This window comes from Candidatus Neptunochlamydia vexilliferae (assembly GCF_015356785.1).
In the GTDB taxonomy this organism is placed as follows: Bacteria; Chlamydiota; Chlamydiia; order Chlamydiales; family Simkaniaceae; genus Neptunichlamydia; species Neptunichlamydia vexilliferae.
In genome coordinates, this window is sequence record NZ_JAAEJV010000005.1 from 28,280 (window position 1) to 42,459 (window position 14,180).

The window sequence follows — 14,180 nt, forward strand, 5'->3', positions numbered from 1 at the left end:
TTAAGAATCAAGACTCTGATTCTTCAAGCGTCGTGGGAGGAGCTTCGGTTGCGATATCGACCACTTTTTCTTCAGCGGGTGCACTTTCTTCAGCAACCTCTTTTTCAGCAGCTTTGATATCTCCAGGAGTGATAGCTCCTTGTTCGGCCAGGTAATCTTTATACCGATCGATCTGCTCGGAGATGAGACTTGTGGGAGGAGGAAGAAGGGTGCGGCGAGGGGGTGGTGGAGAGGCCTCTTTTTGTTCTCCGTCCGCTGCTGCTTCCTCTTCTTTGGGAGCTTCATCGGTTTTTGCGCTCCGCTTCCGGCTCCGCTTCCGCTCTTTTTTCTTCGGCTGCTCCTCTTTGGGTTCTTCTTCGGAGGAGGCTTTTTTGGAGGTGGCTTTTTTGCCTCCACCAATCTTAATCGCCTTTTCAATCTTCGGCTTTTTAAGAACGGTGCGGGTCTCCCGCGCTTCTACAACTTCATATTCTGTCATTGGAAGGAGGAAGGCTTTGGGCTTTTCAAGGGAGCGGAAGAAGTAGCAGTTGCCAAAGGCAACGACTTCAACAGCACCCACTGAATATTCCTCTTCACTTGCTCCGCTGCTTGCGCGGATGATGAGCTTAAATCCCTCCTTGGGGGTAATGACTGTTTCTACTAAGGGTTCTCGTGTAAAATCCACTAATTTGTTCCATGTTAAAGGTTATTGTGTTTTGGCTATGTAGCGGATCAAGTCGAGCAAACGGCAGGAATACCCCATTTCATTGTCATACCAGGAAATCAGTTTGAAAAAGTTATCATTTAACGGGATCCCGGCATGGGCATCAAAGTATGAGGAATGGGTGTCTCCAATAAAATCAGAGGAAACAACATCTTCCTCGGTATAACCTAGTATTCCTTTCAAATTTGAATTTGCTTCCGACTTCATCGTCTTGCATAGTGTATCATAACTGGTCGATTTCGTCAGCTTTACTGTTAAATCAACAACAGAGACGTCGGCAACAGGGACCCTAAAGGCCATCCCTGTTAATTTTCCCTTCACCTCTGGGATGCATAGCGCTACCGCTTTGGCAGCTCCAGTAGAGGCAGGGATAATGTTGAAGGCGCCACTGCGCCCTCCACGTAAATCTTTTTTTGACGGACCATCATGGACCGGCTGGGTCGGTGTTAACGCATGAATGGTTGTCATGAGCCCTTCTTCTATCCCAAAGTGATCCAAAAGTACTTTGGTGACAGGGGCAAGGCAGTTGGTCGTACAGGAGGCATTGGAAACGACCGTATCTTTTTTGGGGTCAAACTTTTCGTGGTTCACCCCCATGACAAAGGTCGGAACCCCATCTTTGGCAGGAGCAGAGATAATAACCCGCTTGGCTCCTCCTTTAAGATGGAGTTCAGCTTTTTCTCGCGAGGTAAAAAGGCCTGTTGACTCAATGACATAGTCGACATTGAGGTCTTTCCAAGGGAGCTTGCTGGGGTCTTTTTCCTCTAGAACTTGAATGGTGTGCTTCCCATCGACTACAAAGGTCTCCCCTTTGGCCTCGATCGAGTGGGCAAAACGGCCATGAACCGAGTCATGTTTGATGAGATAGGCAAGATTTGCTGGAGCGACAAGATCATTGACTGCAACGATTTCTATATCGCTAAATTTTTCAAAGGCGAGCCTAAAGACCGAACGGCCAATGCGCCCAAATCCATTAATTCCAACACGTATTTTTCCCATGCGCAATCCTTACAACCTCGGTTTTGGGTTTACAAGTTCTTTTTTCAAATCATACTGGATGGAAGGGAAAAGAGCAATCTGAAAGCAGATTGCTCAGAATTTTATTGAACGTACTCGATGATGCAGAGAGGTGAGCTATCACCTTGTCGGTTTTCTTTCCGAACAATGCGGGTATATCCTCCAGCACGCGAGCCATAACGCTCTGCAAGCTCACCAAGTTTGCGCTCTACAAACCTATCAGCGTTGTAAGAAGAGGTATTCCCTTCTTTCGCTGCACGGGTCTCTTTTGAAGAAAGCTTGTTATAGGACACCATCATTTTTGCAATAGCTGCTCGTCGCGACGCCAGAGTATTTTTCTTGGCCATCGTGATGAGCTTATCGGCATGGGGGCGGAGCGCTTTTGCCTTCGCCACTGTGGTTTCAATTTGTCCATGCTGAACAAGTGCCTTTAACATGTTGGCAATCATTGCCCGACGATGGGAACCATTTCTATTGAGCTTTACTGTCCGTTTCTGGTGTCTCATTGTATTTCCTGTCCTGCTTTTTCTTCCAAGTACTCTTCAACAATTTGTCTGACGTTATCGCGGTTGATTCCGTAACGGGTCAGATCCATCCCTAAGCTCAGCTCCATATCTTCTAACTTGGCTTTGATCTCGTTGAGAGATTTCTTTCCAAAGTTGCGAAATTTAAGCATCTCAGGCTCGGGCATGATGACAAGCTCGGCAATGGTATCGATGTTTGCCTGAAGGAGGCAGTTTGTTGAACGTACTGAAAGTTCAATTTCATTAATCTTAAGGGATAGCTTCGCAAGAAGTTCATCCCGGTCAGAGTCAGATTCCATCTCTTCGTGGTCGTAAGAAAGATCCTGAAACTTCAAGGTGTTAAAAACTTCAAGGTGAAGGACGCCGATCTGTGTGGCAAAGGTCAGGGCCTCTTGAGGGGTGATCCTTCCATCGGTTGTTACCTCTAAAATAAGACGGTCATAGTCGGTGTCTTGTCCAACCCGGGTGTTTTCAACAAAGTAGTTGACCAGGCGGACAGGAGAAAAGGCTGAGTCGATCACGATTTCATCAACGACTTTATCTGCAATTTCATGACGCTCCGATGGCACATACCCTCTTCCAATCGCGACCTTGAGGTCAATCCGCTTTTTCATCGGTTGGGTGATTTTAAAGATGTGGTGGTCAGGGTTGACGATTTCAAAGTCAGACTCTCCCATGACATCCTTAAAGGTGATGTTGACTTGCCCTCCATTTTCATCAAGCATGGCTTGTGTGATTTCGAGGGTTTTTGAAATAAGCTTTGGGCCTCGGGTATCTCGGTTCTCTTCAAGGGGGAGCTTGCGGAGAAGGGCTCCTTTAAAGTTGAGGATGATATGGGTCATATCCTCAACAATTCCCTCAACGGCTGTGTATTCGTGGGGAACTCCTTCGATCTTGACGGAGATAATAGAGGGGGCCTCTAAAGAGGTGAGCATCACACGTCTTAAACTGTTTCCAACAGTGTGTCCAAATCCCCTTTCAAAAGGCTCTGCAATAAAGCGAGAGTAGGTATCTGATTTACTCGCTTCTTCAATTTTGATATTCGTCGGCAGTTCAAATTTGCCATACTTAACTGTCATAGATTTCCTCTCTCCTTATACACGACGTCTTTTTCTAGGGCGACAACCATTGTGGGGGATGGGAGTCTTATCTTTAATCAGGGTAATGATGAGTCCGGCGCTTTGAAGGCCACGTACTGCAGATTCTCTTCCTGCTCCGGGCCCTTTTAGGCAGACTTCAACTTCTTTCATTCCATGGGTCATCGCAATCTTCCCCGCATCTTGCGCCGCAACAGAGGCTGCAAATGCAGATGATTTTCTAGATCCTGTAAAATTGGTTTTCCCAGCGCTTGCCCATGCAATGACATTGCCTGAAGGATCGGTAATTGAAACGATCGTATTGTTGAACGTTGCTTTAACGTGGGCGATTCCACTTGGGATTGTTCTTGAGACTTTTTTCTTGGTACGCGTCGGGGCCTTTTTGACCATCGGTGTCTTTTTAGTCGCTTTATCTTGTTTAGCCAATTGATACTCCTAACATTAAACGGCTTTTTTCTTGCCAGCTACAGTTTTCTTTTTCCCTTTCCGGGTCCGGGCGTTAGTACGGGTTCTTTGTCCTCGGGTAGGGAGGCCTGAACGGTGTCTCATTCCACGGTAAGCGTTGATACTGATCAATCGCTTGATATTATTTTGTACTTGTCGCCTCAAGTCTCCTTCTACAACATATTCAGAGGTTAAGATCGCATTGAGCTTTGAAACTTCTTCATCGGTCAGGTTGTGAGCGCGCATATTCGCGTCTAATCCAAGCTTTTGGATCACTTCTTTTGAAACAGCATTTCCAATTCCATAGATGTAGGTCAAGCTGATCACAAGACGCTTATTACCCGGAATATCGATTCCAATCACACGGGGCATAGGTTAAAATCCTTCTTTAATACTTCATTTGTAGGCACAATGTTAGCAGAAACTCTTAAAGAGTTCAACACTTATATTCTACCTGAAATTCTTCCTTTCTTCATAAAGCCGTCATACCGCTTCATCAGTAGATGAGATTCGATCTGCTTCGTCGTGTCGAGGATCACCCCTACGAGGATGAGGAGGGAGGTTCCGCCGAAGAAGTAGCTGATCGAAGGATCTACATTTAAAATTTTACCTACCAAGGTGGGTAAGATGGCGATGAGAGCGAGAAAAATGGCGCCGGCAAGGGTAATCCGGTTCATGGTCGATTCTAAAAATTCTTGTGTGGGGCGACCTTGACGCACTCCAGGGATGAAGGCTCCATTTTTCTTCATATCGGAGGCTATTTGCTCCGGATGAAACTGTGTTGCTGTCCAAAAGTAGGTGAAAAAGAGGATGAGGAGGACAAATATTGTGGTATATACCCAGCTTCCGGGAGAGAGCCACCCCACAACGGAGGCAAGCCAGGTCCCTTTGCTTAAAAACTGGGCGATGGTTGCAGGAAACATCAAAAGGGAGGAGGCAAAGATGACGGGAATGACTCCTGCATAGTTAATTTTCAGTGGAATATGGGAGGTTCCACCTTGACTTTCTCTTCTCCCCACAACGCGCCTTGCGTATTGAAGGGGGATCTTTCGGGTTCCTTGAATGATCAAAATGGTTCCTAAAATGATCATGACAAAGACAATCGAAAGAACGACGATCGAGGAAAAGGTCATCTGCCCTGGCTCTTGAGAGTCTAGGTTAAGCTGCCTGATAATGGTTCCAAGGGTGCGTGGAAGGGAGGAAAGGATTCCAATCGAGATAATAAGGCTGATTCCGTTTCCTATTCCTCGTTCGGTAATTTGTTCTCCAATCCACATCAAAAAGAGGGTTCCTGTGCTCATCGCTGCCATAACGGTCAGGTAAAAAAGCCAGGGGAACCCCATGATCTGGGCACTTAGCATTTGAGGAACGATGATTCCTGGATGGGAAGCGTTGAGGCTAAAGGCATATTTAGCAAGAAGGGCTGACTGAAAAAGGGCTAATACAATGGTCATCATCCGGATCCCTTTTCCCATTTTCCGCTTTCCTGCTTCTCCGTTTTCTCGCATATCCCTTTGAAGGGAAGGGACCACAGCAACGAGGATCTGCATGATGATTGATGCGGAAATATAGGGCATCACCCCAAGGGCAATCACTGTCATCTGGGCAAAGGCGCCCCCTGAAAAGATGTCGACGAGCTGGAAGAGGTTTTGGCTTCCTCCTGTTAGCTGCCGGAAGACTTGGAAAACCTCATCTCCATTGATTCCAGGGACAGGGATATAAGCTCCAATACGGCACACTAAAAGCATTAAGAGCGTGAAGACAATTTTTGTCTTGACTTCTTCGATAGAAAAGATCTTTCTGAATGCTTGAAGCATATTGGCCTAACTTAAATGCGCTTAAATTCGATCCCTTGCTTTTCAAGCTTGACGATCGCGTTTTTGGAATACTTGTTTGCTTCAATCACCACTTTTTTGGTGAGCTCGCCATTTCCGAGAACTTTAAAGCCCCCTTTCATCCGCCGCATGGGGAATCCCTTCTCCATGAGGGTTTCTTTGTTGACGACTTCACCGTCTTCGAAGTAAGCATCGATCCGGTCTAGATTGATCGAGAAAATGGGCGTTGCAAACTGCTTGTTGGAAAAGCCTCGGTGAGGAAGCTTTTGGAAGAGAGGAAGTTGTCCTCCTTCTTTTCCGCCACGTCTTTTATAACCAGAACGAGACTTGTCTCCTTTATGGCCACGGCAAGAGGTCTTTCCCATTTTAGAGCCGGGGCCTCTACCTACACGTTTTCTTCGCTTTGGTTTGCGGTGTGTATCTTTTAGCTGTGATAGTTTCATACGGCAGCTCCTCTTGCTTCGAGTGTCTCTTGTCTGTTTCTCAGCTCACCAAGGGCTTTGAATGTAGCATGGACTTGGTTCAGCGGGTTGTTACATCCTAAGCTTTTTCCAATCACATCTTTAATACCGCTGACTTCAAGAACAGCGCGCATTTTAGATCCTGCAATAATTCCTGTTCCTGGCTTTGCGGGTTTTAAGAGGATCTTGGCTCCATCTTTGTCGCTAATGATTTCATGAGGGATCGAGGTTCCTTCGAGCTCAAAGGTGAGGATGTTTTTGCGGGCTGCTTCGCCCCCTTTGCGGATCGCATCGGCCACCTCATTGGCTTTGGCAAAGCCTACCCCTACACGCCCATTTCCATCTCCAACAATAACGAGAGCGGAAAAGCTAAATTTGCGTCCCCCTTTCACTACTTTAGAGCAACGGTTGATGTAGAGAACTTTCTCTTCAAATTCGCTGTTGAAATCTTCTTCTCTTTTGCCTTTCTTCGCCATGAGTGTTCCTAAAATTTTATTCCTTTTTCCCGAGCGCCATTTGCAAGCTCAGCGATGATTCCATGATATTTAAATCGGCCACGATCAAAGACCACTCGGTCGATGTTTTTTCCTTTAGCAAGCTCTCCGATCTTCTCGCCAACAAGACGGGCTGTTTCTTTGGACTTTTTCTTTCCCTTGAGCTCTTTTGCTAGTGTACTGTAGCTAGCAAGGGTGATTCCTTTCTCATCGTCAATCAGTTGAACGCCAATGTGAGTAAGCGTTTTTGAAACGGAGAGACGGGGACGCTCTGCAGTGCCGCGCAATTTTTTGCGAATGCGAAGGGCCCGTTTTTTTCGGATGGTGGTTCGCTTTTTTAAGTTTAAATGCATTTTTTAGCTCCCTTTAGCCGATTTACCGGCTTTCTTGCGGACATATTCATCAACGTAGCGCACCCCTTTTCCTTTGTAAGGCTCAGGAGGGCGTAAAGCACGTACGTTCGCTGCAAACTGACCGACAACTTGTTTGTTTGGTCCAGTCACTTTGATGAGTGTGTTTTTTTCAACGGTCACTTGGAGATCAGCAGGAATGGCCACCTGTGAAGGGTGGGAAAAACCGAGCTGAAGATCAAGGACATTTCCTTTGACCGCCGCACGATATCCTACCCCAATGAGGCTCAGCTGCTTTTCAAAGCCGGCGCTGACCCCCACAACAGCATTGTTAATCAGTGAGCGGTGGAGTCCATAATGGGGCTTTTCTAGACCTGCTTTTTCATCAAATAGGACATGAACTTGGTCTTCTTCCACTTTGACAGAAATCCCTAGGGGAAATTCATGCTTCAGGGTTCCTTTTGGACCTTTGACTTCAATGGCCTCTTTTGAAACCTTAACTTCTACTCCTTTTGGGAGGGGAATGGGTGCTTTACCTAATCGTGACATTTTTCGTTATTTCCTAATTTTTACCAAACTAAGCAGAGAAGCTCTCCACCTACTTTCATCTCTCGAGCTTTTTCCCCTTCTAAAACTCCTGAGGGAGTAGAAAGGATTGCAATTCCAAGTCCGCTAAAGACTTTTGGGATGTCTTGGTAGCCGACATATTTTCTTAAGCCAGGCTTAGAGACACGCTTGAGTCCATGGATAATGCTGTTTGTTGATCCTTTTCGGTACTTCAAGAAGACTCGGATCTGATGTTTTTTTTCATTGATCAGAAGTTGATTCACATATCCTTTTTCTTTAAGGACATCGATCACTGATTGGTTCAACTTGCTAAAGCAAACATCGACATATTTATGCTTTGCATCTTTTGCATTGCGAATTCGGGTCAATAAGTCTGCGACTGTATCGGTAATTGCCATCATATCCTCTTAATTTTCTTTTCTGTAGGGAAGTCCTAGCTGGGTGAGCAGCTCTAGACAGTCCTCTTCTTCTGTTGCCGTTGTGACAAAGGTGATGTTCATCCCTTGGTCCCGTTTCACTTCATCAAGGTTGAGCTCTGGAAACATTTGTTGGTCTGTTAATCCTAGGGAGTAACTTCCTCTACTATCTCCTTTCTTATTGAAACCTCGAAAGTCCCGAATGCGGGGACAAACGATGTTGCAAAAGCGGTCAAAAAATTCATACATCCGCTTTCCTCTTAGGGTGACCTTGACCCCAATGGCCTGTCCTTCTCGAAGCTTGAAGTTTGCCACCGACCTTTTCGCGATTGTAACAATAGGCTTCTGACCAGAGATCAGGGTAAGCTCTTTGACACAATCTTGCAAGACATTTTTGTCTTTGATCGCTTCGGCAACTCCCATGCTGATAACAATTTTCTTAAGCTCTGGAATCTTTGTCGGGTTTGTGTAAGAGAACTTCTCTTTGAGGGCCTCTTTAATTTCTTCTTGGTATCTCTTCTTTAATCTTGACATGGTTTACGCTTTCACCGGTTTTTTTAGGGTTCGATAACTGACTTCTTTACCGTTATCGAGATAAACAAGCTCTTTAGATCCATCTTTGCCAATCTTCACGTTGAGCTTAATCTTTTTTCCTTCGCCATCACAAAGGGCCACGTTGGAGATGTGGATGGGCTTTTCTAAGCTGACGATTTCAGACTTTTGCCCTTGCTGGCGTGCTTTCATATGTCTTTTTCGGACATTGATCCCTTGCACAAGGATCCGAGAATCTTTCTTGGCGATGACCTCACCTGCCTTCCCTCGGTCGTTTCCGCTGATAACGAGGACTTTATCACCTTTCTTAATCCATTTTTGTTTCATGATTCGCTCTTTCCTCTTTAAATCACTTCGGGGGCCAGTGAGCCAATTTTAATAAACCCTTTTTCGCGTACTTCTCGGGCAACAGAGCCAAAGATACGGGTCCCTTTAGGGTTTTTCTTATCGTCTATAATGACACAACTGTTGTCATAAAACTTTAGCATCGAGCCATCTTTTCGACGGATGTAGTTTTTTGTTCTAACGATGACCGCTTTGACAACATCCCCTTTTTTCACATTTCCTTTGGGATCTGCCGCTTTCACCGAACAGACAACAATATCACCGACTCCAGCATAACGCCGTCTTGTTCCGCCAAGGACTTTAAAGCACTTGACCCGCTTGGCTCCGCTGTTATCTGCTACTTCTAGTTCTGTTTCTTGTTGAATCATTCTTCTCTTACCTGTTTTTATGAAAGCACATCAATGATTATCCACCGCTTTAACTTTGAAAGGGGGCGGGTTTCCTGAATGCGGACTTTTTGACCCACTTTGAGCTCTCCTTTCTCGTTATGCGCATAATATTTCTTTCCTCGCTTGATCACTTTCTTATAGCGAGGATGGAGGATCGTTCTCTCAACATTGACCACTGCGGTCTTGTCCATTTTTGCTGAGACAACCGTTCCTTCTCTAACTTTTTTTCTTCCTTGAGCTTCCATGATCTATCCGTTTTTCTTTTGACGCAAAACAGTAAGGATTCGCGCCCGATCTTTTTTCTTTTCTTTTAATTCGTGGGGTTTTTCTAGCTTTCTAGAAACCCGGAGCTCACTGGTGAGCTCGAAAATGTCGCGGCAAGTGTCTTCGTACTTCGCCTCAAGCTCTTCGATCGATTGATTTACTAACTCTTCTGCTTTTACCACTTGTCTTTCTCCTTAAACTCTTTCTAGCCGTTTTACAAAACGTGTGCGGTAGGGAAGCTTTGCTGCCGCTTTTGCAAGGGCTTCTCTGGCTTCATCTTCGGATACATTCGCAACTTCAAATAAAATCCTTCCAGGGCGGGCAACGGCGACCCAGTGGTCTGTCCCCCCTTTTCCTTTACCCATTCGGGTTTCGGCTGGTTTTTTTGTGATCGGCTTATCGGGGAAAATCCGAATCCACACTTTTCCTCTACGACTAAAGGTTCGGTTAACGGCTACACGGCAAGCTTCGATCTGCTGGTTCGTAATCCGGCCTCGGTCAAGGATCTGCATTCCGTAGTCGCCAAATTCAATGAACTGTCCAGAGCCAGCTTTTCCGCTCATTGAACCTTTCTGTTGCTTACGGTATTTCGGCCGTCCGGGCATTTGTTTCATTTCAAATTTCTCCTAATTCCTATCCGTTTTGCTGACCTTTATTAATCCAAACTTTGACTCCAATAGAGCCGTAGGTTGTCTCAGAGCGTGCTGTGGCATATTGGATGTTGGCACGCATGGTTTGGAGAGGAATCTGCCCTTCCTTGTACCACTCGGTCCGTGCAATTTCTGCGCCACCAATCCGTCCTGAAATCTGAACTTTAATTCCTGCAGCCCCTGCGTCCATCGACGCTTGGATCGCTTTTTTCAAGACGCGTCTAAAGGCCATCCGTCTTTTGAGTTGTTGGGCAATGGCTTCTGCAACTAACTTGGCGTCGAGGTCAGGACGTTTGATTTCTGCGACTTCGATCCAAATGTCTTTGTTAGTAAGTTTCTTAAGATCTTGCTTCATCGCATCGATCTCTGCCCCTTTCTTTCCAATAACAAGACCTGGGCGAGCGGTGTGCAATGTCACTTCAATTTTTTCACTCATTCGTTTGATGACGATCTCTGCTGTTCCGACGCAACAAGGTTTTTTCATTAAAAATTCGCGGATCTTTTTGTCTTCAGCAATGAAGTTTCCACACTCTTGTTTGTTTGCAAACCATACTGACTTCCAATCTTTATTCAGGATTAGTCTAAACCCTGTTGGTGATGTTTTTTGTCCCATAATGCTTAACCTTCCGTTCCAACAATGATTGTAAAGTGACTCATCCGCTTTAAGATGGGTACTTTTCCACCACGGCTTTTCGATTTTGCTCGCTTTAAAGTCGGCCCTACATCTACACGCACTTCTTTAACCTTGAGATCTCTGCGCTGAACGCTATGAAGCGTCTCGGCGTTGGCAATGGCGCTATCGAGGGTCTTCTTTAAAAGGCGTCCTCCCTTGAGGTTGCAATAGAGGAGCTGAAGGAGCGCCTCTTCAACACCTTTGCCTCGAATCAGGTCGGCTGCAAGGCGTGCTTTCCTTGGGCTGATGCGGACATATTTCGTTTTAGCTATCGCTTCTTGCATTGTCTCACTTTCCTTTACTTCTTAACCGGGTGGGTTTTAAAGAGTCTTGTGGGAGAAAATTCTCCTAACCGGTGACCCACCATATTCTCAGACACAAAGACTGAGATAAATTTTTTTCCATTGTGGACGTCAAACGTATGACCGATCATCTCAGGGACGATCATGGAACGTCTCGACCACGTCTTAATTGCTTTTTTAGTCCCCTCTGCAGGTTGCTTGAGGACTTTTTTGATTAGGTGGTGATCCACAAAGGGACCTTTTCTTAAGCTTCTACCCATTTATTTCTTCCTTCGGTCTTTCACAATCAGCTTCTTCGATTTTTTCTTCGAACGGGTGCGGAGCCCTTTTGTCTGCATTCCCCATGGTGTCTGGGGGATATAACCGTTATGACGCCCTTCACCACCTCCATGGGGGTGATCAACGGGGTTCATTGCCGTTCCTCGCACTGTCGGACGGAAACCTTTCCAACGGGTTCTTCCCGCTTTTCCTTCAACACGAAGCGCTCTTTCTGCATTGGAGACCACTCCAAAGGTGGCGCGGCAAGTCTCTCGAACCATGCGCACTTCTCCAGAAGGCATCTTCAATGTGGCATAACCTCCACTACGAGCCATGAGCTGCGCTGAAAGGCCTGCTGAACGGACAAGTTTTCCACCTCGCCCTGGATACATTTCAATATTGTGAATGGTCGAACCAAGGGGCATATCTTTAAGTTGCATCGCGCATCCCGGTTTGAAAGGGGCTTTTTCTCCTGACATGAGGAGATCGCCTTCCTTGAGCCCTTCAGCAGCAATGATGTAACGCTTTTCCCCATCGCGGTAGTTTAAAAGAGCGATGTGGGCAGACCGGTTTGGATCATACTCAACAGAGGCAACCTTTGCTTCGATCCCATCTTTATCTCTTTTGAAGTCAATCAGGCGGTAAAAGCGCTTGTGTCCTCCACCTCTATGGCGACAAGTAATGTGACCATGGTGGTTTCTTCCGTTAGTCCGTCTTTTTGGAGCCAAAAGAGACTTTGTCGGTTTTACAGTTGCTCGCTTCCCCTTCACACGGGTTAGCTGACCGAAGCTAGGAAGAACTAGCTTTCTTTGTCCGGGTGTTGTCGGTCGAAATTTCTTAACCATTATCGCTCCTAAACCGCTTCATCAATCGTATCCCCAGCTTCTAGGGTAACGATTGCCTTTTTAAATCCTGCGCGAAAGCCTCTAAAGCCACGAACACGTCGCTTCTTGGGTTTCATGCTGATGGTATTGACTGCTTTTACTTTAATCTTTTTCTCAACGTAAATCGTCTCGACAGCTTGTGCGATCTCGTTTTTATTCGCATTTTTGTCGACGATAAAGACATACTTGGGGCTTGTGCACTTGGCAACACATCGGTTGCTATTGGCATGTTGAAGCCCTTCAAGAACGGTTGTCTTTTCGGTCACATGACGGGATTTGATCACATGGTAAGGGTTTCGCTCTTTCATGAGGCTATCCGTAAATTATAATATTCTTGATTTTCGATTGATCTTTTAGTGCATTTTTGGAAACTGATTCGAGGACATTGTCCAAGAGACAAGGCCGAAGAATCTGTCTTCAAAAAGGTGCAAAAAGCACGAAAAGAAAGGGTATTTGAGTTTGCGGATTGGCTCATAACTTACCTCCCATCGCGCTAAGTAGTTTTTCTTGTGCTGTATCGATAACAACCACTTCCTGAGTTCTCATCAGGTCATATCCACTGATATTTTCGATCGGAAGGAATCTTGCTCCAGGGATGTTGCGCATGCTGAGGTAAAAATTGACACGCTGTCTCTTGGTTTTTTCTCCCTGATCGCAGAGGAAGAGAACTTTTTTACTCTTAAGCCCTGCCGCATCGAGGAACTTACAGACCGACTTGGTCTTCGGCTCTTTAAGGGCTTTTAGCTTTAAGAGACGGATATTTCCTTCGGTCACTTTTTGGGCTAATAGATAGTGGATGGCTGCCCGTCTTTCTTTTTTGTTAATACGGACATGTTGGTCAAACTTTGGCTTAGGACCAAAGACAATGGCCCCTTTTCGATATTGCGCGGTTTTGATACATCCCTGACGGGCACGCCCTGTCCCTTTCTGGGGGTGGGGCTTGCTGTTGGAAAGGGCGATCTCAGAGCGTCCTTTTGTGTTGGCGCTCCACTGCCGTGCATTTTTTCTAAGGGCAACGATGTAATCTTTGATCAGCTGCTGGTTGACTGAAACATCGAGAAGCTTCTCATCGACGGAGACCTCCTCGACCTCTTTTCCATCTAAATCATATTTCTTCAGTTTCGCCACTATCTTATCCTACCTTTTGAAATTTTGTTTTCTTTACCGATTTCCGGATATAAATCAGGCTGTTCTTCGGCCCTGGAACGGCCCCTTTTACAAGGATCACCTGCTTATCAGCATCAACCCGAATGACCCGAAGGTTTTCTGCTGTCACTTTTTGGGCTCCCATCTGACCTGCTTTTCTGATGCCTGGCATGTTGCGACCGGGTGTACTACACATCCCTGTCGATCCTGCTGTTCGGTTAAAGCCCGATCCGTGAGATCCTGGCCCTCCCCCGAAACCATGCCTTTTGACAACCCCTTGGAATCCTTTTCCTTTTGAGGTTCCGCAGACATCGACAAATTCGGTGTCAGCAAAGTAGTCAACGCCAATCTCTTGGCCGAGTTGGTACCCTTCGGTATTTTCAATGCGGGATTCTAAAAGGTGGCGGCGTGGCTCCACTTTTGCGCGAGCAAAGTGGCCAACGAGAGGCTTAGAAAGATTTTTTTTCTTAGTCTCGGGAACTTTGACTGCTCCTAGCTGAACGGCTTTGTAGCCATCTTTGTCCTCATTCTTCACTTGAACGATGACATTGGGTTCGGCAGCAATCACCGTACAGACAACGAGATTTCCACTCTCATCATAGATACGGGTCATTCCTCTTTTCTTGCCCATGAGCTTTAGTGACATAGTCTTTCCTTTTTGAGACCCCCATCATAACTGTTTTGAGGCCATCTTTTTTTGCTTTACGCTTTGGAATCCGATCTTTTCTCTTCCCCTATAGCTTGAGGCTATGGGGTCATCGAAAATCCAAATTCCAAAACAAAACCCCTAAAAACCTGGCTATCAAGCC

25 protein-coding genes are annotated in these 14,180 nt (G+C 46.0%); all 25 read right to left on the bottom strand.

The genetic code is table 11. The features are described from left to right. Nucleotides 1-7: 7 nt before the first annotated feature. The 25 genes from NEPTK9_RS01955 to rplC all read right to left on the bottom strand — a co-directional run bounded on the left by NEPTK9_RS01955 (nucleotide 8) and on the right by rplC (nucleotide 14,017). Nucleotides 8-664: a hypothetical protein gene (locus NEPTK9_RS01955; protein WP_194847150.1), complete on the bottom strand. Its 657-nt coding sequence runs from the start codon at nucleotides 662-664 to the stop codon at nucleotides 8-10. Between the two features lie 21 nt (nucleotides 665-685). Beyond that, nucleotides 686-1,702, bottom strand: coding sequence for a type I glyceraldehyde-3-phosphate dehydrogenase (gap, locus tag NEPTK9_RS01960; RefSeq protein ID WP_194847151.1), 1,017 nt, complete (start codon nucleotides 1,700-1,702; stop codon nucleotides 686-688). 101 nt (nucleotides 1,703-1,803) lie between these two features. Further along, the gene (gene rplQ / locus NEPTK9_RS01965) at nucleotides 1,804-2,226 is read right to left on the bottom strand and encodes a 50S ribosomal protein L17 (protein ID WP_194847152.1); all 423 of its coding nucleotides are present in this window, start codon (nucleotides 2,224-2,226) and stop codon (nucleotides 1,804-1,806) included. Further along, complete coding sequence (locus NEPTK9_RS01970; protein WP_194847153.1) at nucleotides 2,223-3,323, bottom strand: DNA-directed RNA polymerase subunit alpha; 1,101 nt, start codon at nucleotides 3,321-3,323, stop codon at nucleotides 2,223-2,225. Before NEPTK9_RS01970 ends, rplQ begins: the two co-directional genes overlap by 4 nt. A 15-nt stretch (nucleotides 3,324-3,338) precedes the next feature. Continuing rightward, the gene (gene rpsK / locus NEPTK9_RS01975; RefSeq protein WP_194847195.1) at nucleotides 3,339-3,731 is read right to left on the bottom strand and encodes a 30S ribosomal protein S11; all 393 of its coding nucleotides are present in this window, start codon (nucleotides 3,729-3,731) and stop codon (nucleotides 3,339-3,341) included. 51 nt (nucleotides 3,732-3,782) lie between these two features. Beyond that, nucleotides 3,783-4,157 carry a 30S ribosomal protein S13 gene (gene rpsM, locus NEPTK9_RS01980; protein ID WP_194847154.1) on the bottom strand — a complete coding sequence of 125 codons (375 nt, stop codon included), beginning with the start codon at nucleotides 4,155-4,157 and terminating at the stop codon, nucleotides 3,783-3,785. 71 nt (nucleotides 4,158-4,228) lie between these two features. Beyond that, nucleotides 4,229-5,602: a preprotein translocase subunit SecY gene (gene secY / locus NEPTK9_RS01985; protein WP_194847155.1), complete on the bottom strand. Its 1,374-nt coding sequence runs from the start codon at nucleotides 5,600-5,602 to the stop codon at nucleotides 4,229-4,231. Nucleotides 5,603-5,613: 11 nt separating this feature from the next. After that, complete coding sequence (gene rplO, locus NEPTK9_RS01990; RefSeq protein ID WP_194847156.1) at nucleotides 5,614-6,063, bottom strand: 50S ribosomal protein L15; 450 nt, start codon at nucleotides 6,061-6,063, stop codon at nucleotides 5,614-5,616. After that, nucleotides 6,060-6,557, bottom strand: a complete 498-nt coding sequence (gene rpsE / locus NEPTK9_RS01995) for a 30S ribosomal protein S5 (protein ID WP_194847157.1) — start codon at nucleotides 6,555-6,557, stop codon at nucleotides 6,060-6,062. Before rpsE ends, rplO begins: the two co-directional genes overlap by 4 nt. A gap of 8 nt (nucleotides 6,558-6,565) precedes the next feature. Next, complete coding sequence (rplR, locus tag NEPTK9_RS02000) at nucleotides 6,566-6,928, bottom strand: 50S ribosomal protein L18 (protein WP_194847158.1); 363 nt, start codon at nucleotides 6,926-6,928, stop codon at nucleotides 6,566-6,568. Between the two features lie 3 nt (nucleotides 6,929-6,931). Then, a complete protein-coding gene (rplF, locus tag NEPTK9_RS02005; protein ID WP_194847159.1) occupies nucleotides 6,932-7,474 on the bottom strand; it encodes a 50S ribosomal protein L6 in 543 nt (180 codons plus the stop codon). Nucleotides 7,475-7,494: 20 nt separating this feature from the next. Beyond that, nucleotides 7,495-7,890, bottom strand: coding sequence for a 30S ribosomal protein S8 (rpsH, locus tag NEPTK9_RS02010; protein WP_194847196.1), 396 nt, complete (start codon nucleotides 7,888-7,890; stop codon nucleotides 7,495-7,497). 9 nt (nucleotides 7,891-7,899) lie between these two features. After that, entirely contained in the window at nucleotides 7,900-8,442 is a 543-nt protein-coding gene (gene rplE, locus NEPTK9_RS02015; protein WP_194847160.1) for a 50S ribosomal protein L5, read from the bottom strand. Between the two features lie 3 nt (nucleotides 8,443-8,445). Next, nucleotides 8,446-8,787: a 50S ribosomal protein L24 gene (gene rplX, locus NEPTK9_RS02020; protein WP_194847161.1), complete on the bottom strand. Its 342-nt coding sequence runs from the start codon at nucleotides 8,785-8,787 to the stop codon at nucleotides 8,446-8,448. A 17-nt stretch (nucleotides 8,788-8,804) separates the two neighbouring features. Then, nucleotides 8,805-9,173 carry a 50S ribosomal protein L14 gene (gene rplN / locus NEPTK9_RS02025; protein ID WP_194847162.1) on the bottom strand — a complete coding sequence of 123 codons (369 nt, stop codon included), beginning with the start codon at nucleotides 9,171-9,173 and terminating at the stop codon, nucleotides 8,805-8,807. 17 nt (nucleotides 9,174-9,190) lie between these two features. Beyond that, nucleotides 9,191-9,439 carry a 30S ribosomal protein S17 gene (rpsQ, locus tag NEPTK9_RS02030; protein ID WP_194847163.1) on the bottom strand — a complete coding sequence of 83 codons (249 nt, stop codon included), beginning with the start codon at nucleotides 9,437-9,439 and terminating at the stop codon, nucleotides 9,191-9,193. Between the two features lie 3 nt (nucleotides 9,440-9,442). Continuing rightward, the gene (gene rpmC / locus NEPTK9_RS02035; RefSeq protein ID WP_194847164.1) at nucleotides 9,443-9,640 is read right to left on the bottom strand and encodes a 50S ribosomal protein L29; all 198 of its coding nucleotides are present in this window, start codon (nucleotides 9,638-9,640) and stop codon (nucleotides 9,443-9,445) included. 12 nt (nucleotides 9,641-9,652) lie between these two features. After that, nucleotides 9,653-10,072: a 50S ribosomal protein L16 gene (rplP, locus tag NEPTK9_RS02040; protein WP_194847165.1), complete on the bottom strand. Its 420-nt coding sequence runs from the start codon at nucleotides 10,070-10,072 to the stop codon at nucleotides 9,653-9,655. A gap of 19 nt (nucleotides 10,073-10,091) precedes the next feature. Next, entirely contained in the window at nucleotides 10,092-10,721 is a 630-nt protein-coding gene (rpsC, locus tag NEPTK9_RS02045; protein ID WP_194847166.1) for a 30S ribosomal protein S3, read from the bottom strand. 5 nt (nucleotides 10,722-10,726) lie between these two features. After that, nucleotides 10,727-11,065, bottom strand: a complete 339-nt coding sequence (gene rplV / locus NEPTK9_RS02050; RefSeq protein ID WP_194847167.1) for a 50S ribosomal protein L22 — start codon at nucleotides 11,063-11,065, stop codon at nucleotides 10,727-10,729. Between the two features lie 14 nt (nucleotides 11,066-11,079). Further along, nucleotides 11,080-11,343, bottom strand: coding sequence for a 30S ribosomal protein S19 (gene rpsS, locus NEPTK9_RS02055; RefSeq protein WP_194847168.1), 264 nt, complete (start codon nucleotides 11,341-11,343; stop codon nucleotides 11,080-11,082). Then, nucleotides 11,344-12,186 (bottom strand): 50S ribosomal protein L2, encoded by an 843-nt coding sequence (rplB, locus tag NEPTK9_RS02060; RefSeq protein WP_228546975.1) that lies wholly within the window; start codon nucleotides 12,184-12,186, stop codon nucleotides 11,344-11,346. An 8-nt stretch (nucleotides 12,187-12,194) separates the two neighbouring features. Then, entirely contained in the window at nucleotides 12,195-12,533 is a 339-nt protein-coding gene (gene rplW, locus NEPTK9_RS02065) for a 50S ribosomal protein L23 (protein ID WP_194847169.1), read from the bottom strand. Between the two features lie 163 nt (nucleotides 12,534-12,696). Continuing rightward, nucleotides 12,697-13,353 carry a 50S ribosomal protein L4 gene (rplD, locus tag NEPTK9_RS02070; protein ID WP_194847170.1) on the bottom strand — a complete coding sequence of 219 codons (657 nt, stop codon included), beginning with the start codon at nucleotides 13,351-13,353 and terminating at the stop codon, nucleotides 12,697-12,699. 4 nt (nucleotides 13,354-13,357) lie between these two features. Continuing rightward, nucleotides 13,358-14,017, bottom strand: coding sequence for a 50S ribosomal protein L3 (gene rplC / locus NEPTK9_RS02075; RefSeq protein WP_194847171.1), 660 nt, complete (start codon nucleotides 14,015-14,017; stop codon nucleotides 13,358-13,360). Nucleotides 14,018-14,180: the final 163 nt, after the last annotated feature.

Coding starts and splice junctions, on each gene's coding strand:
- rplP (WP_194847165.1), bottom strand. CDS start 10,072: ATGAAACAAATGCCCGGACGGCCGAAATACCGTAAGCAACAGAAAGGT.
- rplQ (WP_194847152.1), bottom strand. CDS start 2,226: ATGAGACACCAGAAACGGACAGTAAAGCTCAATAGAAATGGTTCCCAT.
- rpsK (WP_194847195.1), bottom strand. CDS start 3,731: ATGGTCAAAAAGGCCCCGACGCGTACCAAGAAAAAAGTCTCAAGAACA.
- rplF (WP_194847159.1), bottom strand. CDS start 7,474: ATGTCACGATTAGGTAAAGCACCCATTCCCCTCCCAAAAGGAGTAGAA.
- rpsQ (WP_194847163.1), bottom strand. CDS start 9,439: ATGGAAGCTCAAGGAAGAAAAAAAGTTAGAGAAGGAACGGTTGTCTCA.
- rpsM (WP_194847154.1), bottom strand. CDS start 4,157: ATGCCCCGTGTGATTGGAATCGATATTCCGGGTAATAAGCGTCTTGTG.
- rplE (WP_194847160.1), bottom strand. CDS start 8,442: ATGTCAAGATTAAAGAAGAGATACCAAGAAGAAATTAAAGAGGCCCTC.
- rplC (WP_194847171.1), bottom strand. CDS start 14,017: ATGTCACTAAAGCTCATGGGCAAGAAAAGAGGAATGACCCGTATCTAT.
- rplO (WP_194847156.1), bottom strand. CDS start 6,063: ATGAAACTATCACAGCTAAAAGATACACACCGCAAACCAAAGCGAAGA.
- rplR (WP_194847158.1), bottom strand. CDS start 6,928: ATGCATTTAAACTTAAAAAAGCGAACCACCATCCGAAAAAAACGGGCC.
- rpsE (WP_194847157.1), bottom strand. CDS start 6,557: ATGGCGAAGAAAGGCAAAAGAGAAGAAGATTTCAACAGCGAATTTGAA.
- NEPTK9_RS01970 (WP_194847153.1), bottom strand. CDS start 3,323: ATGACAGTTAAGTATGGCAAATTTGAACTGCCGACGAATATCAAAATT.
- rpsH (WP_194847196.1), bottom strand. CDS start 7,890: ATGGCAATTACCGATACAGTCGCAGACTTATTGACCCGAATTCGCAAT.
- rpsS (WP_194847168.1), bottom strand. CDS start 11,343: ATGGGTAGAAGCTTAAGAAAAGGTCCCTTTGTGGATCACCACCTAATC.
- rplX (WP_194847161.1), bottom strand. CDS start 8,787: ATGAAACAAAAATGGATTAAGAAAGGTGATAAAGTCCTCGTTATCAGC.
- rplN (WP_194847162.1), bottom strand. CDS start 9,173: ATGATTCAACAAGAAACAGAACTAGAAGTAGCAGATAACAGCGGAGCC.
- gap (WP_194847151.1), bottom strand. CDS start 1,702: ATGGGAAAAATACGTGTTGGAATTAATGGATTTGGGCGCATTGGCCGT.
- rplW (WP_194847169.1), bottom strand. CDS start 12,533: ATGAAAGAGCGAAACCCTTACCATGTGATCAAATCCCGTCATGTGACC.
- rpsC (WP_194847166.1), bottom strand. CDS start 10,721: ATGGGACAAAAAACATCACCAACAGGGTTTAGACTAATCCTGAATAAA.
- secY (WP_194847155.1), bottom strand. CDS start 5,602: ATGCTTCAAGCATTCAGAAAGATCTTTTCTATCGAAGAAGTCAAGACA.
- rplV (WP_194847167.1), bottom strand. CDS start 11,065: ATGCAAGAAGCGATAGCTAAAACGAAATATGTCCGCATCAGCCCAAGG.
- rplB (WP_228546975.1), bottom strand. CDS start 12,186: ATGGTTAAGAAATTTCGACCGACAACACCCGGACAAAGAAAGCTAGTT.